Origin of the sequence: Micromonospora solifontis (assembly GCF_003725545.1) — a bacterium.
Taxonomy (GTDB): Bacteria; Actinomycetota; Actinomycetes; order Mycobacteriales; family Micromonosporaceae; genus Micromonospora; species Micromonospora solifontis.
In genome coordinates, this window is sequence record NZ_RJLN01000083.1 from 1 (window position 1) to 24,577 (window position 24,577).

At 73.6% G+C, this 24,577-nt stretch carries 21 protein-coding genes; 15 read left to right on the forward strand and 6 right to left on the reverse strand.

Annotated features, from left to right (window positions below; translation table 11 throughout):
- Both EFE23_RS22535 and recG read left to right on the forward strand, forming a co-directional pair.
- Window positions 1-1,061, forward strand: a 1,061-nt coding sequence (locus EFE23_RS22535) for a DAK2 domain-containing protein (RefSeq protein WP_369410328.1), incomplete at its 5' end; no start/stop codon positions are given.
- Window positions 1,058-3,259, forward strand: coding sequence for an ATP-dependent DNA helicase RecG (recG, locus tag EFE23_RS22540; RefSeq protein ID WP_123242929.1), 2,202 nt, complete (start codon window positions 1,058-1,060; stop codon window positions 3,257-3,259). The genes EFE23_RS22535 and recG, both read left to right, overlap by 4 nt.
- 219 nt (window positions 3,260-3,478) lie before the next feature.
- Here recG and EFE23_RS22545 read toward each other — a convergent pair whose 3' ends face one another.
- The gene (locus tag EFE23_RS22545; protein ID WP_123242930.1) at window positions 3,479-4,429 is read right to left on the reverse strand and encodes a cell wall anchor protein; all 951 of its coding nucleotides are present in this window, start codon (window positions 4,427-4,429) and stop codon (window positions 3,479-3,481) included.
- A 256-nt stretch (window positions 4,430-4,685) separates the two neighbouring features.
- Here EFE23_RS22545 and rsmD point away from each other — a divergent pair, with 256 nt between their 5' ends.
- The 10 genes from rsmD (at window position 4,686) to EFE23_RS22595 (ending at window position 14,299) form a co-directional block, all read left to right on the forward strand.
- A complete protein-coding gene (rsmD, locus tag EFE23_RS22550) occupies window positions 4,686-5,249 on the forward strand; it encodes a 16S rRNA (guanine(966)-N(2))-methyltransferase RsmD (protein ID WP_123242931.1) in 564 nt (187 codons plus the stop codon).
- Window positions 5,246-5,722: a pantetheine-phosphate adenylyltransferase gene (gene coaD / locus EFE23_RS22555; protein WP_123242932.1), complete on the forward strand. Its 477-nt coding sequence runs from the start codon at window positions 5,246-5,248 to the stop codon at window positions 5,720-5,722. The genes rsmD and coaD overlap by 4 nt, the downstream gene beginning before the upstream one ends.
- Window positions 5,723-5,948: 226 nt before the next feature.
- Entirely contained in the window at window positions 5,949-6,446 is a 498-nt protein-coding gene (locus EFE23_RS22560; RefSeq protein WP_073832495.1) for an SPFH domain-containing protein, read from the forward strand.
- A gap of 129 nt (window positions 6,447-6,575) precedes the next feature.
- Complete coding sequence (locus EFE23_RS22565; RefSeq protein ID WP_123242933.1) at window positions 6,576-7,139, forward strand: YceD family protein; 564 nt, start codon at window positions 6,576-6,578, stop codon at window positions 7,137-7,139.
- Window positions 7,140-7,144: 5 nt separating this feature from the next.
- Window positions 7,145-7,318: a 50S ribosomal protein L32 gene (gene rpmF / locus EFE23_RS22570; RefSeq protein WP_030500827.1), complete on the forward strand. Its 174-nt coding sequence runs from the start codon at window positions 7,145-7,147 to the stop codon at window positions 7,316-7,318.
- 132 nt (window positions 7,319-7,450) lie between these two features.
- Complete coding sequence (locus EFE23_RS22575; RefSeq protein ID WP_233601106.1) at window positions 7,451-8,410, forward strand: phosphate acyltransferase PlsX; 960 nt, start codon at window positions 7,451-7,453, stop codon at window positions 8,408-8,410.
- Window positions 8,407-9,228, forward strand: coding sequence for a ribonuclease III (rnc, locus tag EFE23_RS22580; protein WP_233601104.1), 822 nt, complete (start codon window positions 8,407-8,409; stop codon window positions 9,226-9,228). Before EFE23_RS22575 ends, rnc begins: the two co-directional genes overlap by 4 nt.
- Window positions 9,221-10,078 (forward strand): bifunctional DNA-formamidopyrimidine glycosylase/DNA-(apurinic or apyrimidinic site) lyase, encoded by an 858-nt coding sequence (gene mutM / locus EFE23_RS22585; RefSeq protein WP_123242934.1) that lies wholly within the window; start codon window positions 9,221-9,223, stop codon window positions 10,076-10,078. The genes rnc and mutM overlap by 8 nt, the downstream gene beginning before the upstream one ends.
- A 235-nt stretch (window positions 10,079-10,313) precedes the next feature.
- Complete coding sequence (locus EFE23_RS22590) at window positions 10,314-12,533, forward strand: MMPL family transporter (protein ID WP_123242935.1); 2,220 nt, start codon at window positions 10,314-10,316, stop codon at window positions 12,531-12,533.
- Window positions 12,534-12,787: 254 nt separating this feature from the next.
- Window positions 12,788-14,299: an MFS transporter gene (locus tag EFE23_RS22595; protein ID WP_123242936.1), complete on the forward strand. Its 1,512-nt coding sequence runs from the start codon at window positions 12,788-12,790 to the stop codon at window positions 14,297-14,299.
- 56 nt (window positions 14,300-14,355) lie between these two features.
- Here the strand turns inward: EFE23_RS22595 and EFE23_RS22600 are convergent, their stop codons facing one another.
- Window positions 14,356-15,246, reverse strand: a complete 891-nt coding sequence (locus tag EFE23_RS22600; protein WP_123242937.1) for an endo alpha-1,4 polygalactosaminidase — start codon at window positions 15,244-15,246, stop codon at window positions 14,356-14,358.
- Window positions 15,247-15,379: 133 nt separating this feature from the next.
- Window positions 15,380-16,564, reverse strand: a complete 1,185-nt coding sequence (locus tag EFE23_RS22605; protein ID WP_123242938.1) for a CAP domain-containing protein — start codon at window positions 16,562-16,564, stop codon at window positions 15,380-15,382.
- Between the two features lie 370 nt (window positions 16,565-16,934).
- Between EFE23_RS22605 and EFE23_RS22610 the strand changes: the two genes are divergently transcribed.
- The 3 genes from EFE23_RS22610 (at window position 16,935) to EFE23_RS22620 (ending at window position 21,664) form a co-directional block, all read left to right on the forward strand.
- On the forward strand, window positions 16,935-17,129 hold the full coding sequence (locus EFE23_RS22610; protein ID WP_013284566.1) for a hypothetical protein: 195 nt from the start codon (window positions 16,935-16,937) through the stop codon (window positions 17,127-17,129).
- A 315-nt stretch (window positions 17,130-17,444) separates the two neighbouring features.
- Window positions 17,445-21,041 carry a chromosome segregation protein SMC gene (smc, locus tag EFE23_RS22615; protein WP_123242939.1) on the forward strand — a complete coding sequence of 1,199 codons (3,597 nt, stop codon included), beginning with the start codon at window positions 17,445-17,447 and terminating at the stop codon, window positions 21,039-21,041.
- A complete protein-coding gene (locus EFE23_RS22620; RefSeq protein WP_123242940.1) occupies window positions 21,038-21,664 on the forward strand; it encodes an HAD-IA family hydrolase in 627 nt (208 codons plus the stop codon). The genes smc and EFE23_RS22620 overlap by 4 nt, the downstream gene beginning before the upstream one ends.
- Window positions 21,665-21,763: 99 nt before the next feature.
- Here the strand turns inward: EFE23_RS22620 and EFE23_RS22625 are convergent, their stop codons facing one another.
- From EFE23_RS22625 to EFE23_RS22635, 3 genes are all read right to left on the reverse strand, one after another.
- Window positions 21,764-22,300 carry a DinB family protein gene (locus EFE23_RS22625; RefSeq protein WP_123242941.1) on the reverse strand — a complete coding sequence of 179 codons (537 nt, stop codon included), beginning with the start codon at window positions 22,298-22,300 and terminating at the stop codon, window positions 21,764-21,766.
- A 65-nt stretch (window positions 22,301-22,365) separates the two neighbouring features.
- Entirely contained in the window at window positions 22,366-22,857 is a 492-nt protein-coding gene (locus EFE23_RS22630) for a universal stress protein (protein WP_123242942.1), read from the reverse strand.
- A 4-nt stretch (window positions 22,858-22,861) separates the two neighbouring features.
- Complete coding sequence (locus EFE23_RS22635) at window positions 22,862-24,481, reverse strand: MDR family MFS transporter (protein ID WP_123242943.1); 1,620 nt, start codon at window positions 24,479-24,481, stop codon at window positions 22,862-22,864.
- Window positions 24,482-24,577 lie beyond the last annotated feature (96 nt).

The following is a 24,577-nucleotide window of genomic DNA, read 5'->3' on the forward strand; positions in this document are numbered from 1 at the left end:
CGCTGGCCCGCGCCGGCGTGGTCGACGCCGGCGGGCGCGGCCTCTGCCTGCTGCTGGACGCGCTGGTCGAGGTGGTCACCGGGGAGAGCCTCCGGCCGGCGATCGAGCCCGTGCCCGCCGCCCGGCCCCCCGCCACCGCCGTCCGGGAGACCGGCTCCGAGGCGTACGCCTACGAGGTGCAGTACCTGCTCCACGCCACCGACGAGGCGGTGGCCCGGCTGCGCGGCGAGCTGGACGCTCTCGGCGACTCGCTGGTGATCGTCGGCGACGGCGACACCTGGAACGTGCACGTGCACGTCAACGACGTCGGCGCGGCGATCGAGGCCGGCGTGGTGGCCGGCCGCCCGCACCGGATCACGGTGACCCGCTTCGCCGACCAGGTGCCGCCGCCCCCGCCCGCCGCGCAGCCGGACGGCCGGGCCGCCGTGGTGGTGGCCACCGGCGCCGGCATCGCGGAGCTCTTCGCCGCCGAGGGCGCCACCGTGGTGCCGGCCAACCCGTCCACCGGCGAGCTGCTCGACGCGATCCGCGCCACCGGGGCGGCCCGGGTGGTGGTGCTGCCCAACGACCCCAACACCCGGTCGGTGGCCAGCGCGGCCGCCCGGGAGGCGCACGGGCTCGGCGTCAAGGTCAGCGTGGTGCCCACCCGGTCGCCCGTGCAGGCCCTCGCCGCCCTGGCCGTCCGCGACCCGAAGCGGCGCTTCGAGGACGACGTCATCGCGATGGCCGAGGCGGCCGGCGCCTGCCGGTACGCCGAGGTCTGCCACGCCAGCAAGGAGGCGCTGACCGTGGCCGGGCCGTGCCGGCCGGGCGACGTGCTGGCCCTGGTCGAGGGGGAGGTGCACCTGATCGGCGCCGACCTGCTCGACACCTGCACCGCCGTCGTCGACCGGATGCTCGGCGGCGGCGGTGAGCTGGTCACCCTGCTCTGCGGGGCGGACGCCCCGGAGGGGCTGGCCGACCGGGTGCGTGAGCACGTCGAACGCTCCTGGCCGTTCGTCGAGGTGCAGGCGTACGAGGGCGGCCAGCCGCACTATCCGCTCCTGCTGGGGGTCGAATGACGAGCGAGCCGACCACGGTGGACACGCCGCTGAAGAAGCTGGTCGGGGAGCGCACCGCCAAGGCCCTGGCGAGCCACCTCGACCTGCACACCGCCGGCGACCTGATCTATCACTTCCCGCGCCGCTACGACGAGCGCGGCGAGCACACCGACATCCGCTCGCTGGACGTGGGGGAGCAGGTCACCGTGCTGGCCCAGGTGCAGCGCACCGCGGTCCGGCCGATGCGCCAGCGGCGCGGCAACCTGCTGGAGGTGACCGTCGGCGACGGCTCGGGCGGCGTGCTCACCCTCACCTTCTTCGGCAACCAGGCCTGGCGGGAGCGGGACCTGCGCCCCGGCCGGTGGGGGCTGTTCGCCGGCAAGGTCACCGAGTTCCGGGGCAAGCGGCAGCTCAACGGCCCGGAGTACGTGCTGCTCGGCGAGGGCGGCGACGGCGAGGCAGCGGCCAACGAGGAGGTCGAGGAGTTCGCCGGGGCGCTGATCCCCGTCTACCCGGCCGCGGCGGCCGTGCCGACCTGGGTGATCGCCCGCTGCGTCCGGGTGGTGCTGGACACCTTCACCCCACCGGAGGACCCGCTGCCGGCCACCGTCCGGGCCGGCCGCAACCTGGCCGACATCGGCACCGCGCTGCGCGAGATCCACCGGCCGACCAGCAAGGAGGCGCTCTACCGGGCCCGGCGCCGGCTCAAGTGGGACGAGGCGTTCGCCGTGCAGCTCACCCTGGTGCAACGCAAGCACCGGGCGGCCGCCTGGCCGGCGAAGGCACGGCCCGCGAAGCCCGGCGGGCTGCTGGACGCGTTCGACGCCCGGCTGCCGTACGAGCTGACTCCCGGCCAGCAGGTCGTGGGCCGGGAGATCGCCGCCGACCTGGCCACCGCCCACCCGATGCACCGGCTGCTGCAGGGCGAGGTGGGCTCGGGCAAGACGGTGGTGGCGCTGCGGGCCATGCTCCAGGTGGTCGACGCCGGCGGGCAGGCGGCTCTGCTCGCCCCCACCGAGGTGCTCGCCGCCCAGCACCACCGGGGCATCCTCGACCTGCTCGGCCCGCTCGCCCGGGCCGGCGAACTGGGCGCGGCCGACGACGCCACCCGGGTGGAGCTGGTCACCGGCTCGCTCGGCGCGGCGGCCCGGCGGCGGGCCCTCGCCGAGGTGGCCGAGGGGCGGGCCGGCATCGTGCTCGGCACCCACGCCCTGCTCTACGAGGGGGTCGACTTCCGCGACCTGGGTCTGGTGGTCGTCGACGAGCAGCATCGCTTCGGCGTGGAGCAGCGGGACGCGCTCCGGGCCAAGGCCGACCAGCCGCCGCACGTGCTGGTGATGACCGCCACCCCGATCCCGCGCACGGTCGCCATGACCGTCTACGGCGACCTGGAGACCTCCACCCTGTCCCAGCTGCCGCAGGGCCGGTCGCCGATCGCCTCGCACGTGGTGCCGGCGGCCGAGAAGCCGGCCTTCCTCGACCGGGCCTGGCGCCGGCTGCGCGAGGAGGTCGCCAACGGCCACCAGGCGTACGTGGTGTGCCCGCGGATCGGAGAAGGCCCGCAGAGCGACGAGGAGGCCCCGCGCGAGGACGACAACGGGCGGCGGCCGCCGCTCGCGGTGACCGAGGTGGCGCCGCTGCTCGCCGAGGGGCCGCTGCACGGGCTGCGGATCGGGGTGCTGCACGGGCGGCTGCCGGCCGACGAGAAGGACGCGGTGATGCGCTCCTTCGCCGCCGGTGACCTGGACGTGCTGGTGGCCACCACCGTGGTCGAGGTGGGCGTGAACGTGCCCAACGCCACCGTGATGATCGTGCTGGACGCCGACCGGTTCGGCGTCTCCCAGCTGCACCAGCTGCGCGGCCGGGTGGGCCGGGGCTCGGCCGCCGGCCTCTGCCTGCTGGTCACCGAGGCGGTGGAGGGCTCGTCCGCCCGGGAACGCCTCGACGCGGTGGCGTCCACCACGGACGGCTTCAAGCTCGCCGAGCTCGACCTGGAGCAGCGCCGGGAGGGTGACGTGCTGGGCGCGACGCAGTCCGGGCGCCGGTCCCACCTGCGGCTGCTGTCGCTGCTGCGCGACACCGACCTGATCCGGGACGCCCGGGCCGAGGCGATCACGCTGGTCGAGGAGGATCCGGAGCTGGCCCGGCACCCGGCCCTGGCCGCCTCGGTCGCCGCCCTAGTCGACGAGGAACGCGCCGAGTACCTGGAAAAGGGCTGACGCCCTCCCCGGCTCGTCCCCGCCGGCCCGGCCGGTCTCCGCCGGTCCCGCTGGTCTCCGCCGGGCGGTTCGCCGCAGCTCAGGCTTTTCCGCCGCGTCCAGACCGCGACCTGCCGCAACCCGAGTCGATCAGCGCGGGGCTCCGGGGCGGTCAGTGCGGGATGCGCCGAGGGCGCGCCGACCGGATGGTCGACGCGCCCTCGGGCGATCCGAAGAGGATCAGGCGGTGAAGCGGACCCGACGACGGCGGGCCACCACGAAGAGCACCGCACCGGCGGCGAGCAGCACGGCCGCGCCACCCGCGATGGCACCGGCGGCCGGGCCGGTGACCGGCAGGCCGCCACCCTGGCCCGCGCAGTCCTTGGGCTGGGTGTACGGGATGGTCTCGGAGCCCTCGACCACGTCGTACTTGACCGTGACCTTCAGGCCCTTGTACGCGTCGAAGCTCACCGAGGCGGTCTTGCCCGGCTGGGAGACGAGCTTCTTGGTGACGCCCTTCTCAGTGGTCATCGTGGCGGTGAAGGGGATGCCCTTCGCCGGGTTCTCCACGATGAAGGTCATCTTGTCGCAGGTCTGCTCGAGCCGGAACACCGGCTCCTCCGGCTCGGCGGGGACCGACGGCGTCGCGGACGGGCTGGCCGGGCTGGAGGCCGGGGCGGACGGCGACGGGCTGGTCTCCGGCGACTTGCTCGGCTCCGGGGTGGCGCTCGGCGACGGCGAGGTGGGCGACGGCGACGGGGACTCGCCCGGGCCACAGTCCTGGGTGGGCTGTGCGACGACGCTGCGCTCTTCGGTGATGATCCGGTCGCCGCGCTCCCAGCGCGCCTCGATCGTGAGCTTCAGCTCCGGCAGGGCCCCCTCGAAGGTGTGGGCCTGGGTGCCGGTCAGCGGACCGTCGCCCTGCTTCGGCAGGGTCGCGTTCAGCGCCAGCCCGCCGGTGATGTCACCGGGCACGGTGGACTCGAGCTTCGTGATGGTGCCGGTGATGTCGGTCTCGCTGTTGAGGACCGACCAGTTGACGGTGACCTTGCCGTCCTGGGCCGCGCAGTACGTGCCCGACGGGATGGGGTGGTGGGCCATGGCCGGGCTGGCGACGGTGGCCACGCCGGCGAGGCCGATCAGCGCGCCGGCGGTGAGGGCCGCGGCACGCCGGAGGTGGAGACGGTTCACGTCTACTCCTGATGAGGGGAAGATCGGGAGAGTGCGGCGGACGGACCGAAGCCTCACGCCCGCACACAACCGGGCAGACCTTAGCGAGGTCGACCCCGAATGCGTTACTCGGATCGGTGCCGGAAAGCAGCTATGTTATTAATTCGAGATCATTGATGCACGGTCGGTGATCATCTGAGCGGGATCGGCGTACGCACCGTGTCGCCGGGGCGGCGACCGTGATCGCGTAGCGTCAGGGCATGCGCAGGAGCAGACGGTGACGCGGATCGTGGCCGGGGCGTACGGCGGGCGGCGGATCGCCGCGCCCCCCGGCGCCGGCACCCGCCCCACCTCCGACCGGGTGCGGGAGGCGTTGTTCAGCGCGGTGCAGGCCGAGCTGGACCTGGCCGGGGCGCGCTTCGCTGACCTCTACGCCGGCTCCGGGGCGGTCGGGCTGGAGGCGCTCTCCCGGGGCGCGGCGCACGTGCTGCTGGTCGAGTCCGACGCCCGGGCGGCCCGGGTGATCCGGGAGAACATCGCCGCGCTGCGCGCCGCCCCGGCCGCCCGGCTGGTCACCGGCAAGGTGGCCGGCGTGCTGGCGGCCGGCCCGGACGCCGGCCCGTACGACGTGGTCTTCGCCGACCCGCCGTACGCGGTGCCCGACGCGGAGATCACCGCCCTGCTCGCCGCGCTGGTGGACGGCGGCTGGCTGGCCCCGGCGGCCCTGGTGGTCATCGAGCGGTCCAGCCGGACCGGACCGGTCACCTGGGTGGAAGGCGTCACGCCCGAGCGCAGTCGCCGTTACGGCGAGACCACCCTTTGGTACGGTCGCCGATCATGAGACGTGCGGTCTGTCCGGGCTCCTTCGACCCGGTCACCAACGGACACCTCGACATCATCGGCCGGGCCAGCCGCCTGTTCGACGAGGTGATCGTCGGCGTGCTGGTCAACCAGTCGAAGCAGGGGCTGTTCACCGTCGAGGAGCGGATCAAGATGCTCCGCGAGGTGACCGCCTCGTACGACAACGTGCGGGTCGAGTCGTTCCGCGGGCTGCTGGTGGACTTCTGCCGGGCCCAGCAGGCGAGCGTCCTGATCAAGGGCCTGCGGGCGGTCAGCGACTTCGACTACGAGCTGCAGATGGCCCAGATGAACATCGGCCTGGCCGGCGTCGAGACGCTCTTCATGCCGACCAACCCGCTCTACTCCTTCCTCTCCTCCAGCCTGATCAAGGACGTCGCCAAGTGGGGCGGCGACATCTCCGCCCACGTCCCCGACGTCGTCCGCGAGCAACTGGTGACCCGCCTCCACCCCTGACCCCCGGCCCCGTGCGGCGATCTTGCACTTTTGGTCGGGGATTCGTCCGGCCACGGGCGGAACGCCGGGGCGCAAAGTGCAAGATCGGCGAGCCGGGCGGCGACGACGCGCCGGGTAGGGGTGGAGCGGTGCGGGTGGAGGGGGCGCGACATGATGTGTGCAGCGCCGAGACCGGGCGTAGGCCGCATCATGGAGGTCGGCCGACGGAGACAGGAGTGAGGTACCGGTGGACCCGCTCGATCGCATCGACGAACTGATCGCCATGGTGGAGCAGGCCCGCTCCGTCCCGATGTCGCGCAACAACTGCATGGTCGACCGGGGCGAGATGATCGCGGCCCTCGACGAGCTGCGCGCGGAGCTTCCGGCCGACCTGCGCCGGGCCGCCGCGCTGCTCGAGGAGCGCGACAAGATCATGGAGGCCGGCAAGCGCGAGGCCGACCGGATCATCAGCGAGGGTGAGGCGGAGCACGCCCGCCTGGTGTCGGTGAACGAGATCACCGTCTCCGCCGAGCACGAGGGCGCCCGGATCATCGCCGAGGCCCGCGCCGAGGCGCAGCGCCTCCGCGACGAGGTGGACGACTACGTCGACACCGCCCTGGCCAACTTCGAGCAGTTCCTGACCCGGGCCCTCGCGTCGATAGAGCGCGGCCGGGACAAGATGCACGCCCTGCGGGAGATCGGCACCTTCGCTGGGGACGAGGCGGATCGCCCGCTACCCTTCTAGGCGCCTGCGGCGCGGGCCGGCAGCCGACAGCCGGCAGCCGCCGGGCCAGGGGCGACGCCCCCGGTTCGACGGTCCGCCGGTCACCCAGGTAACCTTTTTTGTCGGCCTCTCACCGGCCGGAGTCTAACTATGCCCAAACACTCGCCAAGCCAACTCGACCCCAGGTCGCCGCTGGTCCTCGACACGAGGGACCTGCCGCGTCGGCCTGGCGCGTTGCGTACGGTCAAGCGGGTCGTGCCGGCACCGGCGGACCTCGGCGTGGAGTTGATCGGCGTGCCGGAGGGCGCGGACCTCGACCTCGACCTGAGGTTGGAGTCGGTGTCCGAGGGCGTGCTCGTCTCCGGGACCGTCAGCGGTCCCGTCAAGGGCGAGTGCGGCCGCTGCCTGCGCGAGATCGACGACTCGGTGGTCGTGAACATCCAGGAGCTGTACGCGTACCAGAACAGCACCACGGACACCACGACCGACGAGGACGAGGTGGGCCGGATGCAGGACGATCTGATCGACCTGGAGCCGGCGCTGCGGGACGCGGTGGTGCTCACACTGCCGACCAACCCGCTCTGCCGGGAGGACTGCCCAGGCTTGTGCCCCGAGTGTGGGGTGCACTGGGACGATCTGCCGGCCGACCACAGTCACCAGCAGATCGACCCGCGTTGGGCGGGCCTGTCGCAACTGACCCGTACAGAGGAGTAAGAACCGTGGCCGTCCCCAAGCGCAAGATGTCGCGCAGCAACACCCGCGCCCGCCGGGCGAACTGGAAGGCCTCGGCGGTGGCGACCGTGGCCTGCCCGCAGTGCAAGTCGGCCAAGCTGCCGCACGCCGCCTGCTCCGTCTGCGGCACCTACAACGGCCGCCAGGTCCTCGAGGTCTGACCCGGACGCCGAGTGACGTCCCCGACCACCGGTCGGGTGGCGCGCGCACCATGGCTCCCGCCCGGTGCCCCGGTTCCCTCCGCCGCCGGCCGGCCTTCGGCCGGCGTCCCGCGGGAGCCGGGCACCGCGCGGATCGCCGTTGACCTCCTCGGCGGGGACGATGCTCCCGCCGTCGTGGTTGACGGCGCTCTGCGAGCGGTGCGCACCGACCCTGACCTGCGCCTGCTGCTCGTCGGACCGACCGAGGTCGCCGACGGGCTGATCGGTGCGCTCGACCCGGAGCAGCGAGCCCGGGTCGCGGTCCGCCCGGTGCGGACCGCCGTCGGCATGGCCGACCACCCCACCGCCGCGCGCGCGGAGAGTACCGTCCGCGCGGCGGTCAGCGCCGTCCGTGACGGGATCGCCGACGCGCTCGTCTCCGCCGGTGCGACCGGCGCCACCGTCACCGCCGCCGCGCTCGGCCTCGGTCGCTGGACCGGGGTACGCCGCCCGGCCCTGGTGGCCACCCTGCCCGCCGTCGCCGGCCCGGTCGTGCTGCTGGACGTCGGCGGCACCCTGGAACCCGGCCCGGCCACCCTCGCCCGGCACGCCGTGCTCGGCGCCGCGTACGCCGCGGTGGCCCACGCCGTCGCCACGCCCCGGGTGGGGCTGCTCTCCGTCGGCACCGAGGCGGGCAAAGGCGACCGGCTCCGCCGCTCCGCCGACCCGGCCCTGGCCGCCGTTCCGCTGCCCTGCGACGCCCGCTACGTCGGGCTCGTCGAGGGGTACGACGTCTCCCTGGGCACCCGCGCCGACGTCGTGGTCACCGACGGCTTCACCGGCAACGTGCTGCTCAAGGCCATCGAGGGCGCGTACGCGATGGCCGGCGGGCCGCCCGCGAGCGGCGGCGCGCCCCGCGCGGCGGCCCTGCTCGGCGTGGCCGGCACGGTGGTCGTCTGCCACGGCGCGGCCCAGCCCGACGACGTCGCCTCCGGCATCGCCCTCGCCGCCCACCTGTGGCGCCGCGGTGCCACCGCCACCGTGTCGGCCCTGCTGGCCAACTTTCCGCACGATTCCGCACCTGACCGAAACGACACCGAGGTAGCACCATGACCAACGACAAGCGGCGGCGTGCTCCCGTCGGCCACCTGGAGGCGGCCTTCGGGGTGTCGCTCGACCCGGAGCTGCTGGAGCGCGCGCTGACCCACCGGTCCTACGCGTACGAGAACGGCGGTCTGCCCACCAACGAGCGGCTGGAGTTCCTGGGCGACTCGGTCCTCGGCGTGGTGATCACTACCGCGCTCTTCCACAACCACCCCGACCTGCCCGAAGGGCAGCTCGCCAAGTTGCGCGCCAGCGTGGTGAACATGCGCGCGCTGGCCGACGTGGCGCGCGGCCTCGGCCCCGACGGGCTGGGCGCGTACCTGCTGCTGGGCAAGGGCGAGGAGACCACCGGCGGCCGGGACAAGGCGAGCATCCTGGCCGACACCCTGGAGGCGCTGCTCGGCGCGATCTACCTTCAGTACGGCCTGGACACCGCCGCCATCGTGATCCACCGGCTCTTCGACCCGCTGATGGCCGAGTCGGCCGGTCGGGGCGCCGCGCTGGACTGGAAGACCAGCCTCCAGGAGCTGACCGCGGCCCTCGGGCTGGGTGTCCCGGAGTACCGGATCGAGGGTGCCGGCCCGGATCACCTGAAGACCTTCACCGCCTGGGTGGTGGTGGCCGGCAACCGGTACGGCGGCGCGGACGGGCGCAGCAAGAAGGAGGCCGAGCAGCGGGCCGCCGAGTCGGCCTGGCGGACGCTGACCGAGCAGGCCGAGGCCGAGGCGGCGACCGCGAAGGCGGCGGCCGACAGCGTCGAGACGCCGGCCGACGGGGCGGACACCGGCAGCCCCGACGCGGCTGGAGCGGGCGCCGGTCGTGCCTGAGCTGCCTGAGGTCGAGACGGTCCGGCAGGGCCTGGCCCAGTGGGTCACCGGGCGGACCATCAGCTCGGTGGAGGTGCGCCACCCCCGGGCGATCCGGCGGCACGAGCCCGGCGCCGCGCACTTCGCCGACGTGTTGACCGGCCGGACGATCACCGACGTCCGGCGCCGGGGCAAGTACCTCTGGCTGCCGCTGGACAGCGGGGACGCCCTGATCGGGCACCTCGGCATGTCCGGCCAGCTGCTGCTCCAGCCGGTCGGGGCGGCCGACGAACTGCACCTGCGGGTCCGGTTCCGGTTCGCCGACGACGGTCCGGAGCTGCGCTTCGTCGACCAGCGGACGTTCGGCGGGCTGTCGGTGTCCGAGGGCGGGGCGGAGCTGCCGGCCGAGATCGCCCACATCGCCCGGGATCCGATGGACCCGCGGTTCTCCGACGCCGACTTCGTGGCCGCGCTGCGCCGGAAGCGGACGGAGATCAAGCGGGCGCTGCTCGACCAGACCCTGATCTCCGGGGTCGGCAACATCTACGCCGACGAGGCGCTGTGGCGGGCGAAGCTGCACGGCGCCCGCCCGACCGACGCGCTGACCGGACCGGCGGCCAGCCGGTTGCTCGGGCACGTGCGGGACGTGCTCGGCGAGGCCATCAAGCAGGGCGGCACCAGCTTCGACGAGCTGTACGTCGACGTCAACGGCGAGAGCGGCTACTTCGACCGGTCGCTGAACGCGTACGGCCGGGAGGGGGAGCCCTGCCCGCGCTGCGGCGCCCCGATCCGGCGTGAGGCGTTCATGAACCGGTCCTCGTACAGCTGCCCGCGCTGCCAGCCCCGCCCCCGAGGGACGCTGCGGGGATAACCCCGAGTCGGTTCGGGGTTGCACCGGTGTGCCTCGCCGGGCGGTTCCCGGCGCGTTCCCCCGTCGTACCCGGAAAACCCCGTTGTGTCCGCTTGGTGGAGCCGGCGCGGGCCGCCCGGCCGGGTTCGGGCGGATCGGGGACGAGCCGGGGCCGTTCCCCGATGTCCGGGCGTCGCCCGCTGCCTAGCGTCAGCACAGTCGGCAGGGGGTCGACGTGTGGAGGGGGAACCCAGGTATGGGCAGGCGACCGGTGACCGTGCGGTTGGCACGGTGGAGTGCGGAGCACCCGTGGCGGGCCATCGCGCTGTGGGTCGTGTTCGTGGCGGTGTGCTTCGTCGGCGGCAACGCCGCGGGCCTCAACGAGGCGACCGACGCCGACCAGGCGATCGGCGAGTTCGGCCGGGCCGAGCTGATCGTCGACAGTGGCGGCTTCCACGAGCCGGCCATGGAGAACGTACTGATCACGCCCCGTTCCGGGGCGCTCGACCCGGCCGCGGCGAAGGCCGCCGCCAACGACGCCGCCGCGCGGCTGCGCCAGGTCGAGGGGGTGGCCTCGGTGGGTACGCCGCTGCCGTCCCGGGACGGCGAGGCGCTGCTGCTGCCGATCACCATGTCCGGCGACCCGGAGACGGCCGAGGACCGGGTGCAGCCGCTGCGCGACGCCACCGCGAAGGTGCAGGAGGCGCACCCGGCCCTCCGGGTCGAGGAGGTCGGTGGCCCGTCGATCGGCAAGGCGCTGAACGACACCCTCGGGGCCGACTTCAAGCGGGCCGAGCTGCTCAGCCTGCCGGTCACCCTGGCCATCCTGGTCATCGCGTTCGGCGCGCTGATCGCGGCCGGCGTGCCGGTGCTGCTCGCGCTCTCCTCGGTGGCCGCGGCGATGGGGCTTTCCACCCTCGCCTCGCACCTGGTGCCCGCCACCGACACCACGGCCAGCGTGATCCTGCTGATCGGCATGGCGGTCGGCGTCGACTACTCGCTCTTCTACGTCCGCCGGGAACGCGAGGAGCGGGCCAAGGGGCGGTCGGGCCTGGACGCGGTGGAGATCGCGGCGGAGACCTCCGGGCACGCCGTGGTGGTCTCCGGCACCGCCGTGATCATCTCGATGGCCGGGCTGCTGCTCGCTCAGGACGCCATTTTCTCGTCCCTCGCCGTCGGCTCGATCCTGGTGGTGGCCGTCGCGGTGACCGGCTCGCTGACCGTGCTGCCGGCGCTGCTGGCGAAGCTCGGCCGCTGGGTCGACCGGCCCCGCGTGCCGGTGCTGTGGCGGCTCACCGCGCCGCGTACCGGGCGGCACGGGGAGCCGGCCCGGGCCCGTTTCTGGCCGGCCGTGCTCAAGCCCGCGCTGCGCGCCCCGCTGGCCACCCTGGTCGTCTCGGTCGGGCTGCTGCTCGCCCTGGCCGCCCCGGCGCTGGGCATGAAGCTGAAGTTCCCCGGCATGGAGGACGTGCCGCGCACCACCCCGGCGATGCAGGCGTACGACCGGCTCACCGCCGCCTTCCCGAGCAACGGCACCAGCCACACGGTGGCGGTGCGGGCGCCGGCCGAGCAGGCCGACCGGGTGCACGCCGCGCTGACCGACCTGGCCGGCCGGGCCGCCGCCGACCCGCTCTTCGCGCCGGCCGAGGGGGACGGCGCGAAGATCAAGGTGTCGGCCGACCGCCGCGTGTCGGTGCTGGAGGTGGCCACCCCGTACGCCAGCCGGACCGACGAGGCCGCCCGGTCGCTGCACGAGCTGCGCGACGACTACGTCCCGGCCGCGCTGCGGGGCGTCCCCGGCGTCGAGTACGCGGTCGGCGGCGGCGTCGCCGCCAGCGAGGACTACGCGCGGCACATCCGGGAGAAGCTGCCGATCGTGGTGGCGTTCGTGCTGGCGCTGACCTTCCTGGTGATGGCGTGGACCTTCCGTTCGGTGGTGGTCGCGCTCACCTCGATCGTGCTCAACCTGCTCTCCGCCGGGGCCGCGTACGGCCTGCTGGTCCTGGTCTTCCAGGGCGACTGGGCGGCGGGACCGCTCGGCTTCACCTCGATCGGCGCGATCGTCACCTGGCTGCCGCTGTTCCTGTTCGTGGTGCTCTTCGGGCTCTCCATGGACTACCACGTCTTCGTGGTCAGCCGGATCCGGGAGGGCATCCGCTCCGGCCTGTCCAACCGGGAGGCCGTGGCGTACGGGATCACCTCGTCCGCGGGCGTGGTGAGCAGCGCGGCGCTCGTGATGGTCGGCGTCTTCTCGATCTTCGCGACGCTGAGCACCATCGACATGAAGCAGCTCGGCATTGGGCTGGCGGCGGCGATCCTGCTGGACGCCACGATCATCCGGGCCGTGGTGCTGCCCTCGCTGATGACCCTGCTGGGCGACGCGAACTGGTGGGCCCCGCGCTTCCTGCGCCGACGGGAGGCGACTCCGCCGGCCGAGCCACCGGCTCCGGCGCCGGAGCTGGTCGGCGCCCACTGAACCATCCGTCGCACCGGAGGGCCGGGCCGCACACCGCGGCCCGGCCCTCCGCCCGTCCCGGCTCCGCCCGTCCCGGCTCCGCCCGTCCCGCCGCGGCTTCCGGCAGGAGGAGCCGGTCGGCTCGGCGGTGTGAGGCGGGACTCGCGGGAGGATTGACGGCGGCGGCGCCGGGGCATGTGGGCGGCCATGGACGAACAGCTCACGCCACAGGCCGGTCGTCGCGCCCCGGCCCTCGCCGCCCCCGGGAGCGCGTCATGAGCACCGACGTGCGCACCGGCACCGTACGGACCAACGTCCCGGCCCGCCTGGACCGGCTGCCGTGGTCCCGCTGGCACTGGATGATCGTGATCGGCCTCGGCACGGTGTGGATCCTCGACGGCCTCGAGGTGACCATCGTCGGCAACCTCTCCGGCAAGCTCGCCGAGCCGGGCAGCGGCCTGAGCATCACCCAGAGCCAGGTCACCGGCCTGGCCGCCGCGCTCTACGTGGCCGGCGCCTGTACCGGCGCGCTCTTCTTCGGTTGGCTCACCGACCGGTTCGGGCGCAAGAAGCTGTTCCTGCTGACCCTCGGGCTCTATCTGGTGGCCACCGCGCTGACCGCGCTCTCCTTCGACACCTGGTGGTTCTTCCTCTTCCGGTTCCTCACCGGCATGGGCATCGGCGGCGAGTACGCGGCCATCAACTCGGCGATCGACGAACTGATCCCGGCGCGGCACCGCGGCCGGATCGACATCATCATCAACGGCACCTTCTGGCTCGGTGCCGCCATGGGCGCGCTGCTGACCGTGCCGCTGCTCAACGGCCTGCCGAGCAACCTCGGCTGGCGGGTGGCGTTCGGCCTGGGCGCGGTGCTCGGGGTGGTGATCCTGCTGGTCCGCCGGCACGTCCCGGAGAGCCCACGATGGCTGTTCATCCACGGCCGGGCCGACGAGGCGAACCACCTGGTCGACTCGGTCGAGGCGGAGGTGAAACGGGAGACCGGCAAGGAGCTCCCCGAGGCCGACGACCACATCGAGATCAGGCAGCGCAGGAGCACCAACTTCCTGGAGATCGCGCAGACCCTCTTCCGCCGCTACCCGAAGCGGGCCACCCTGGGCTTCTCGCTCTTCATCGGGCAGGCGTTCCTCTACAACGCGATCACCTTCGGCTTCGCGCAGATCCTGCAGACCTTCTTCAAGGTGCCGACCGGCAACACCGGCTACTACTTCGCGGTGATCGCGGTCGGCAACCTGCTCGGCCCGCTGCTGCTGGGCCGGCTCTTCGACTCGGTCGGCCGGGTGCCGATGATCGCCGGCTCGTACCTCGGCTCCGGCGCGCTGCTGCTCGGCACCGCCTGGCTGTTCCACACCGGGGTGCTGAACGCGGCGACCATGACCGCCTGCTGGTGCGTGGTGCTCTTCTTCGCCTCGGCCGGGGCCAGCGCGGCCTACCTGACGGTCAGCGAGATCTTCCCGATGGAGACCCGGGCCATGGCGATCGCGTTCTTCTACGCGATCGGCACCGCCGCCGGCGGTATCACCGGCCCGCTGCTCTTCGCCAAGCTGGTCGGCACCGGCAAGGTCGGCGACACCGTGCTCGCCTTCGTCATCGGCGCGTCCGTGATGATCATCGGTGGTCTGGTGGAGCTGGTCCTTGGCGTCAAGGCCGAGGGGAAGTCGCTGGAGGACCTGGCCACCCCGCTCAGCGCCGAGCACGCCGGCGTCCCGTCCCAGCGCGCTGGTGGCACCGGCGCCCCGGCCCCGCTCACCGGCGGCGCCGCCGGCTGACCCCGTCGCGGCAGCAGCGGCCCCTTCGCCACGTCTCCGTGGGGGAGGGGCCGCTGTCAACCCCGGGGCCGCGTGCTCAGGGGCAGGGGACAGGGGTCGCGCCAGGCGTCCAGGGCGCGGTCCTTGCGGATGGAGGCGAAGCCGTAGCCGACGGTGGTGACACAGAACGCGGTCGGGTCGCCGGTGTACTCGACGTGGAAGACGGGTTTGTGCGCGTCGGCGAACGGCAGCAGCTTGGCGCACTCCCGGCGGCGGACGCACTCCTGGTTGACCGCGAAGTCGAAGTCGGGTGCCAGCGCGGCCACCTGCGGCACGTCGTCGACCAGCCCGGGCGAGAGGTCCAGGGAGCGGGCGAGCGTGGCCAGCCGCCGGTTGAACAGCAGTTGGTCGTCGAAGCCCAGCGGGAAGCCCGAGCGGTGCAGGTAGCCGTCCGCGCCGTCGAGCGCCACCGCGCCGAAGCCCTTGCCCCGGCAGAGCCGGAACCGGTCGGCGAGCACCGGCGCCAGCACGTCCCACCGGCGTACGTCGAGCCAGCGGCCGTCCGGCCGGCCGTTCACCGGCGCGCCGCGCACGTCGGTGGGGAACCGGTCGACGTCCGGGTCGGTGGCCGCGTACCACCCGACGCGGACCTGGCAGACCAGCCGGCGGTCCCGCGCCCGCAGCGCGGTGGTCTCGGTGGAGGTGGTGCGCACCGGGTCGAGCAGGAAGACGTCCGCGTCGACGTCGACGTCCAGCGGGCCGGTGAGCTGCCACTGCCACTGCCACTGCCGGGCCAGCGCCGCCGGCCAGGGGGTGGGCGCGCCGGGCGGGACGAGCGGCTCCCGGCAACCCGGCACCGGGGCGAGCAGCAGCACGGTCAGCAGCGCCGCCACGCCCCGGCCCGGCCCACGTCGGCGGACGCGGGCCGGCCGGGGGAGCGGCACGGCCCACGCCGGCCGGATCCGCATCGACAGCTCCCGGGTCGCGGGCGGCCCTTCGCCACCCCTTCCGGTACGCCGAGCGGTCCGTCACGCCGGGCCGGCCCGCGCCGGCGTACCTCATCCGGTCAAACGAGCGCGGGCCCGGTCACGACGCGCCGGGTCAGCGCGGGGTGCCGAAGTCCTGGGTCCAGTACGGCCCGTTGCTCCGCGCCACACCCACGCCGATCTCGGTGAACGAGCAGTTCAGGATGTTCGCCCGGTGGCCCGGGCTGTTCATCCAGGCGTCCATGACGGCGGCCGGCGTCTGCTGGTTCCAGGCGACGTTCTCGCCGTACGCCCGCCAGGCGTAGCCGACCCGGTCGAGGCGGTCGCCGACGTCGCTGCCGTCGCTGCCGTCGTGCGACATGGTCTTGTGGTCGGCCTGGTCCTGGCTGTGCCGCTGGGCGGCCAGCATGAGCTTGTCGTCGATGGTCAGCGCCTTGCAGCCGGCCTTGGCCCGCTCCTTGTTGACCAGGTCGACGACCTGCTGGAGTTCGGCCGTGATCCCGTTCGACGTGGTGGTCCGGGCGTTGGTGCTGCTCGGCGCGGTGCTGCGCTGAAGCTGGCGGGACGGCGCGGTGGTCCGGCTCGGCTTCGGGGTGGCGGTCCTGGTCGGGCTCGGCCGGAGGCTGCTCGGCGAGGTGCTGGGGGAGGGGGCGACGAGGGCGTCGCCGGGGGCGTCGGCGGTGCCCGGGGCCGCCGGGGCGGCGGCGATCGCACCGTCGGCCGAGGTCGGCTCGGTCTGCTCGTCGCTGCTCGGCAGCGCCAGGGCGGCCACTCCGAGACTCACCACGAGGGTCGCCGCGGCGGCGGCCCCGCCGATCATCAGGGGGCGCGGGAAGCGGCGCCGCTGCCGGTGCCGGCCCGCCTCCCCGGCCGGCTCGTCGCCGGCCGGCGACCAGGCGGCGGCCGGCTGCTCCCCGGTGCCCCGCTCGCCGGAGTCGAACGGCGGATACGCGGCGGTGTGGTCGACGGTCCGGGCGTACCCGGTCCGGTCGTCCATCGGGGTGAGGTAGCCGGTGCGGTCGCCGAGCGGCGGGTATCCGGCCCGGTCGTCCGGCCGGCGGTGATCGGCTCGGTCGGGGGCGGCCGGCGCGTTCCGCCACGGCGCGTCGGCGGCACCGGCGCGCCAGACGCCGGTCGGGGCGTCGGTCCAGTCCGGGCCGGCCTGCTCCGGCTCGTCGCCGAACAGGTAGGACGACCGCGGTGCGGGCCGGTCGGTGAGCCAGGTCGGTCCGTCGTCGATCGGCGGCTCGGGGCGTCGGGAGACGCCCTCCGGTTCGCTTCCGTCGGTCCAGCGGTACACGCCTGTCCCCTCCAGGGTCGGTTGCGGGCCGGGCTGACGCTACGGGCGCGCCGTGAACTGCGGCAACCTGGCTAAGAGAGAGTTAAGGGGTACCCGACACCGAGGGTGAGGCGTTCACACATTTCCGGGCGTACAGTTAAGTCGTCCGGACAGAGCGTGTCCGCGCCTCACGGCAGCCCCCCGGCTAGTGGACAGGCCGACGCAGAGATGATCTACGGCCTGCGGGAACTTGACGAAAGGGGGGTGTGCGGCTCAATATATAGGTGTCGCCAGTCGCGCCCAGTCATGCCCGGATTTCGCGGGATGACAGCCGCGAACCGTTGGGCGCGCGTTGGCCGGCCTTTCCGGCAGCGCATATCAAGGAGTCAGCATGGCGAAGGCCCTCTACGGCCACGTAAGTGCAGCGCCCGACCGGCGTCTGCTCGACGAGGTCACCCGACTGCGTGCCAGGGTCCAGGCACTGGAGTTCGAGATCACGCGTCTGCGCGCCGACAATGATCGGCTGGCGGCGGCTGCGGCGGAGGCTGACGACCTCCTCCGGCTGGCCGAACCCGCGCTGACCTGATCTGAAGATCCTCGGGAAAAACTGAATAGCACCACACGAAAAAGCGCGCCGACACCGCAGTGCCGGCGCGCCGCTTTGTGCGCCGGCTTTTCTGTTTACCGGATCACCTGGGATCTTGGTGGTGCCGCTGAATTGCCGGCCGGCAATTATGATCATGTGCTTTCCGGTCGGGTCACCGCGTCCCCGGAAAAGCGGACAACCCCGGCGCGGGGTGGGTCGCGTACCAGGGTGTTCCCGACCACGGGTTAGTCTGCGGGTTCACCAGGTCCGCGCAGCCGGCGACGGTTCGGCGGCCACCGGACGAGGATCGAGAAGGTGCATCTCAAGAGCCTGACGGTGAAGGGCTTCAAGTCCTTCGCCTCCGCGACGACGCTGAAGCTGGAGCCCGGGATCACCTGCGTGGTCGGCCCGAACGGCTCCGGCAAGTCCAATGTCGTCGACGCCATCGCCTGGGTGCTCGGCGAGCAGGGCGCCAAGGCGCTGCGCGGCGGCAAGATGGAGGACGTCATCTTCGCCGGCACCGCCGGGCGGGCGCCGCTCGGCCGGGCCGAGGTCACCCTCACCATCGACAACACCGACGGCGCGCTGCCGATCGAGTACACCGAGGTCTCCATCACCCGCCGGATGTTCCGCTCCGGCGAGAGCGAGTACGAGATCAACGGCGACTCCTGCCGCCTGCTCGACATCCAGGAGCTGCTGTCGGACTCCGGCATCGGCCGGGAGATGCACATCATCGTCGGGCAGGGTCGGCTCGACGGGATGCTGCACGCCAAGCCGGAGGACCGGCGGGCGTTCATCGAGGAGGCGGCGGGCGTCCTCAAGCACCGCAAGCGCAAGGAGAAGGCGCTGCGGAAGCTCGACGCGATGCAGACCAACCTCAACCGGCTCACCGACCTCACCGCCGAGCTGCGCCGCCAGCTCAAGCCGCTGGGCCGGCAGGCCGAGGTGGCCCGGCGGGCCGCCGCCATCCAGGCCAACCTGCGCGACGCCCGGCTGCGGCTGCTCGCCGACGACCTGCACACCCTGCGGACCACGCTGGACAGGGAGATCGCCGACGAGACCGCGGTGCGCGAGCGCCGCGAGCAGATCGAGGCGGAACACACCGAGGTGCAGGCCCGCCTCGGCGAGCTGGAGGCCGCCCTCGCCGAGGACGCCCCGCTGCTCGCCGCCGCGCAGGACACCTGGTACAAGCTCTCCGCGCTCCAGGAGCGGTTCCGCTCCATCGAGCAGCTCGCCCGGGAACGGCTGCGTCACCTCAGCGCCACCCCGGACGACGAGCGGCCCGGCCGCGACCCCGACCAGCTCGACGCCGAGTCCCGGCGGGTCCGCGAGCAGGAGGAGGAGCTGCGCGCCGCGCTCACCGAGGACCAGATCCGGCTGGCCGAGGCGGTCGAGCACCGGCAGGAGCTGGAACGGCAGCTCGCCGCCGCGGAGCGGGAACTGGTCGCCGCCGCGAAGGCCATCGCCGACCGGCGCGAGGGGCTGGCCCGGCTGACCGGCCAGGTCAACTCGGCCCGGGCCCGGACCACCAGCGCCGGCGAGGAGATCGAACGGCTCGCCGCCGCGCACACCGACGCCCTCGCCCGCGCCGAGAAGGCCCAGGCGGACCTCGACGCGGTCGCCGAGCAGTCCACCGAGGCGGACCGGGACAACGCCGACCTGGATGCCCGGCACGCCGAGGCCGTCGCCGTCCACGAGCAGGCGCAGGCGGCCGTGCGGAGCCTCTCCGACGCCGAACGCGCCGCCGAGAAGGACGCCGCCACCTGGAAGGCCCGGGAGGAGGCGCTCGCCCTCGGCCTGCGCCGCAAGGACGGCGCCGGGGCCCTGCTGGCGAAGGCCGACCAGGTGCCCGGCCTGCTCGGCAGCCTCTCCGGGCTGCTCACCGTCGCCCCCGGCCACGAGGCGGCCCTCGCGGCCGCGCTCGGCGGGCTCGCCGACGCGGTCGCGGTCAGCGGCGTGGACGAGGCCGTCGAGGCGATGCGGCTGCTGAAGATCTCCGACGCCGGCCGCGCCGGCCTGCTGGTCGGCAGCCCCGCCGGACCCGGCATGGCCGGCCCGGCCGACGCGTTGCGCCCGAAGCTGCCCGACGGCGCCCGCTGGGCGCCCGACCTGGTGGAGTGCTCCGCCGAGATCCGCCCGGCCGTGCACCGCGCGCTGCGCGACGTGGTCCTGGTCGACGACCTCTCCGCCGCGGCCGAACTGGTCGCCGGGAACCCGGAGCTGCGCGCGGTCACCCCGGACGGCGACGTGGTCGGGGCGTACGCGGCGGCCGGCGGCTCGGCCAAGGCACCCAGCTTCATTGAGGTGCAGGCGGCCGTCGAGGAGGCCCGGACCAACCGGGCCACCGCCGAGCGGACCAGCGCCGAACTGCGCGAACAACTGGTCGAGGCGCGCGCCGAGGTGGCCGCCGCGAAGGAGGCCGTGCAGCACGCCGCCGCCGCCAAGCGGGAGGCGGAGAGCCACCGCAACGCCGCCGCCCGCCGGCTGGCCGAGCTGGGCGCGGCCGCCCGGTCGGCCAAGGCGGAGACCGACCGCCTCGGCGAGTCCCGGGCGCGCGCCGAGGCGGCCCGGGAGCGCGACCTGCAGGCCCTCGCCGAGTTGGCGGAGCGGCTGCGGCTGGCCGAGGCCACGCCGCTCGACGCCGAGCCGTCCACCGAGGAACGCGACCAGCTCGCCGCCATGGTGCCGCAGGCCCGGCAGAACGAGATGGAGGTCCGGCTAGCCGTGCGTACCGCCGAGGAGCGGGTCTCCTCGATCGCCGGCCGGGCCGACTCCCTCGCCCGGCAGGCGAACGCCGAGCGGGCCGCGCGGGAGCGCGCCGCCGCCCGGCGCGCGGCCCGCACCCGCGGCGCGGAGATCGCCCGGGCCGTGGTCGGCGGCGCCCGCGAGGCGCTGGCCCGGCTCGGCGTGTCCATCGCCCGGGCCGAGCAGCACCGGGACGAGGTCGCCCGCGAGCGGGCCGCCCGCGAGGCCGAGCTGTCCGAGGTACGCGGCGCGGCCAAGCGGCTCGGCGCCGAGCTGGAACGGCTGACCAGCCAGGTGCACCGGGACGAGGTGGCCCGGGCCGAGCAGCGGCTGCGGATCGAGCAGCTGGAGGCCAAGGCCGCCGAGGACTTCGGCCTCGACGTCGAGACGCTGGTCGCCGAGTACGGCCCGGACCAGCTGGTCCCGCCCACCCAGGTGGACGTCGCGGCCGCCGAGAAGGACGGGCTGCCGGTGCCCGAGCCGGTCCGTTACGAGCGGCCGGTGCAGGAGAAGCGGGCCGCCAAGGCGGAGCGGGAACTGGCCCTGCTCGGCAAGGTCAACCCCCTGGCCCTGGAGGAGTTCGCCGCGCTGGAGGAGCGTTACAAGTTCCTCTCCGAGCAGCTGGAGGACCTCAAGGCCACCCGGCGGGACCTGCTCACCGTGGTCAAGGACGTGGACGACCGCATCCTGGAGGTCTTCGCCAGCGCGTTCGAGGACACCGCCCGGGAGTTCGAGCAGGTCTTCACCGTGCTCTTCCCCGGCGGCGAGGGTCGCCTGGTGCTGACCGACCCGGAGGACCTGCTGACCACCGGCGTCGAGGTGGAGGCCCGGCCGCCGGGCAAGAAGATCAAGCGGCTCTCCCTGCTCTCCGGCGGCGAGCGCTCGTTGACCGCGGTGGCCATGCTGGTGGCGATCTTCCGCGCCCGGCCCAGCCCGTTCTACATCATGGACGAGGTGGAGGCGGCCCTCGACGACGTCAACCTGGGACGCCTGATCACGCTGTTGGCGCAGTTGCGGGAGAAGAGCCAGCTGATCGTGATCACCCACCAGAAGCGGACCATGGAGATCGCCGACGCGCTGTACGGCGTGACCATGCGCAGCGGGGTCACCCAGGTGATCAGCCAACGGCTCAACCGGGCCGACGACGAGCAGGAGACGAACGAGTGAGTCGGGAACGCGCCACGGCGCTCCTGGTGGACTTCGACGGCGTGCTGCGCCGCTGGGACCCGGCGGTGGCCGCCGGCGTGGAGCGCGAGTACGGCCTGACCGAGGGCGTCCTCGGCGAGATCGCCATGTCCTGGGGGCTGCTCCAGCCGGTGCTCACCGGACAGGTCAGCCACGCCCAGTGGATGAGCAGCGTGGCCGACGCGCTCACCCCGTCGGTCGGCGACCCGGCCCGGGCCCGCGCCGCCGTGGACGAGTGGCAGCGCTACCGGGGCGAGGTCGACCCGGACGTGCTGGCGTTCATCCGCGAGGTACGGGCCGCCGGCGTCCGGGTCGGGCTGGGCACCAACGCCACCGACCTGCTCGACGCCGACCTGGCCGCGCTGGACCTCACCGACGAGCTGGACGTGATCGTCAACTCCTCGGTGATCGGGGTGCACAAGCCGGCGAAGGAGTACTTCCAGGCGGCCTGCGAGGCGCTGGAGACCCCGGCCTCCCGGGTGCTCTTCGTCGACGACGAGGACCGGGCGGTCGCGGGTGCCCGGGTGGCCGGCCTCTCCGCGCACCGCTGGACCGGCCCGAGCGACCTGCGTTACCTGCGCGCCGCGCTCACTCCGGCGGCCTGAGCCAGGCTTGCGGCTGGTTCGCCCGGTTGCGGCAGGCTGCGGTGTCCCGTCCGGGACTGACCGCGACATGCCGCAACCGGGGGCGATCAGCCGCGGCGGTCAGGCCCCGGTGACCCCGTCGATCCGCTCGCGGATCAGGTCGGCGTGGCCGTTGTGCCGGGCGTACTCCTCGATCATGTGGACGTACACCCAGCGGAGGCTGATCGTCCGGGTCTCGGTGCTCCCGTCGCGGCGGCGGCGCCGGAAGGTGTGGTCCAGCGGCAGGCCGGCGACTGCCCGGTCGGCCGCCTCGACCTCGGCCCGGTAGGTGGCGAGGGCCTCCGCCGGGTCGGTGTCCGCGATGGCGTTCAGGTCGGCGTCGGGATCCTCGTCGGCGTCGTACAGGCCGGGGAGGTCCTCGCCGGCGGACCGGATCCGGAACCACCAGCGCTCCACGTCGGCCATGTGCCGGACCAGGCCGAGCAGGGTCAGCCCGGATGGGTCGACGCTGGCGGTCTTCAACTGCTCGGCGGTCAGCCCGGTGCATTTGTGCAGCAGGGTGTCGCGGTGGAAGTCGAGCCAGCCTTCGAGCATGGTGCGCTCGTCGGCGACGTACGGCTCGTGTCGGCGGTCGATCTCGGGTGCTCTCCAGGTCATCCCGACGATGTTAGGAGGGGCCCCCTGTACAACGCGAGGCGTTAACAGGGGGCCCTTCCTTACACCTAAGGCACCACGACGACCGGCCAGCGGCCGGCGCGGACCAGCCGGGTGGCGACCGAGCCGACCAGCTTGTGCCCGGCCTGCTCGGAGGAGCCCACCACGACCAGGTCGGCGCGGTGCTCGTCGGCCGCCTTGCACAGCTCGGCGTACGCGTCGCCGCGCCGGCACAGGAAGGTCACCGGCAGGCCCAGCTCCTCGGCCCCACGCCGGCACTCGGCGCGCAGCTCGGCGGCCAGCTCGTCGTGGGTCTGCTGGACCGCCCCGGCCACCACGCCCGACATCATCCCCGCGTACGGGGCCGGCGAGCTGACGAAGACCACGACCAGCCCGGACCCCTGCCGGCGGGCCAGTCCCGCGGCGTAGGCGGCGGCCCGCAGCGAGGTGCGGCTGCCGTCCACCCCGACCAGCACCACCCGGGGCCCGTCGGTGCCGCGTTCGAAGGGCACCGAACGGTGCTGCGGGCCGTAGCTCTCACGTTCGACGGGGGCGCTCATCGGATCAGTCCCGAACTCCGGTCCGTACCACCGGGGCCCCGGCGCCCGCGGCGATGGTGGACTCCCGCTCGACCTCGGCGGCGACCGGGTCGCCGGTGTGCCGGCGCAGCGGCACCTCCTTGATGAACAGCACCGCGATCAGGGCGACCAGCCCGAACGGGGCGGCGGCCAGGAAGATGTCCCCGGCACCGTGCCCGTACGCGGCCTCGACGACCGCCCGGATCGGCGCGGGCAGGGTGTGCACGTCCGGCAGGGTACCGCCGCTGCCGGAGCTGGACGCCTTGATGCCCAGCCCGGCCAGCCCTTCGGCGAGGTAGTCCTTGACCTTGTGGCCGAGCACCGCGCCGAGGGCGCTCACCCCGATCGCGCCGCCGAGGCTGCGGAAGAAGGCGACCACCGAGCTGGCCGCGCCGAGCTCGTGGGTGCCGACGGTGTTCTGCACGGCGAGGACCAGGTTCTGCATGGTCATGCCGAGCCCGAGGCCGATCAGCGCCATGAAGATCGCGATCCGCCAGTACGGGGTGTCCGCGCGCAGCGTGCCCATGGTGGCGAAGCCGGCGGTGAGCAGGACCGAGCCGGCGACCAGGTAGCGCTTCCAGCGGCCGGTGTTGGTGATGATCCGGCCGATCACGGTCGAGGCCACCAGCAGGCCGCCGATCATCGGCAGCGTCATCAGGCCGGACATGGTCGGGCTCTCGCCCCGGCTGATCTGGAAGTACTGGCCGAGGAAGACGGAGGCGCCGAACATGCCCACGCCGACCGCGATGCTGGCGATCACGGCGAGGGTGATGGTGCGGCTGCGGAACAGTCGCGGCGGGATCATCGGCTCGCTGGCCCGCTGCTCCACCCGGATCGCGGTCGCGCCGAGCAGCAGCGCCCCGGCCACCATGACCCCGCTCTGCCAGGAGATCCAGTCGTACTTGTCGCCGGCCAGAGTGATCCAGATCAGCAGCAGCGAGACGGCCGCGGTGATCAGGGTGGCCCCCCACCAGTCGATCTTCACCTGGCGCTTGACCACCGGCAGGTGCAGGGTCTTCTGGAGCACGACCAGGGCGAGTGCGGCGAATGGCACCCCGACGTAGAAGCACCAGCGCCAGCCGAGCCAGTCGGTGTCGACGATGACGCCACCGATCAGCGGCCCGCCGATGGTGCCGAGCGCCATCACCGCGCCGAGGTAGCCGCTGTAGCGGCCGCGCTCGCGCGGGGCGATCATCGTCGCCATGATCACCTGGGCCAGGGCGGTGAGGCCGCCCGCGCCGACGCCCTGGACCACCCGGCAGGCGATGAGCTGCCCGGTGGACTGGGAGAGCCCGGCCAGCACCGAGCCCAGCACGAAGACGCCCAGGGCGAGCTGGACCAGGACCTTCTTGCTGGTCAGGTCGGCGAGCTTGCCCCAGATCGGGGTGGTCGCGGTGGTGGCCAGCAGCGTCGAGGTGACCACCCAGGTGTACGCGGACTGGCCGCCGTGCAGCTCGGTGATGATCCGCGGCAGCGCGTTCGAGACGACCGTGGAGGAGAGGATCGCGACGAACATGCCCAGCAGCAGTCCGGAGAGCGCCTCCAGGATCTGCCGGTGGGTCATGCCGACGGCGGTCGCCCCGGTGGGCGCTGTCGCCTGGGTCATCGTGGTGTGCCTCCGGACATGTCGGGAGAAAGGGTTGCCGCAGGCAACCGTAGGGCTTGGTTGCCCCAAGCAACAACCGCACGTGGCGTAGGTCTT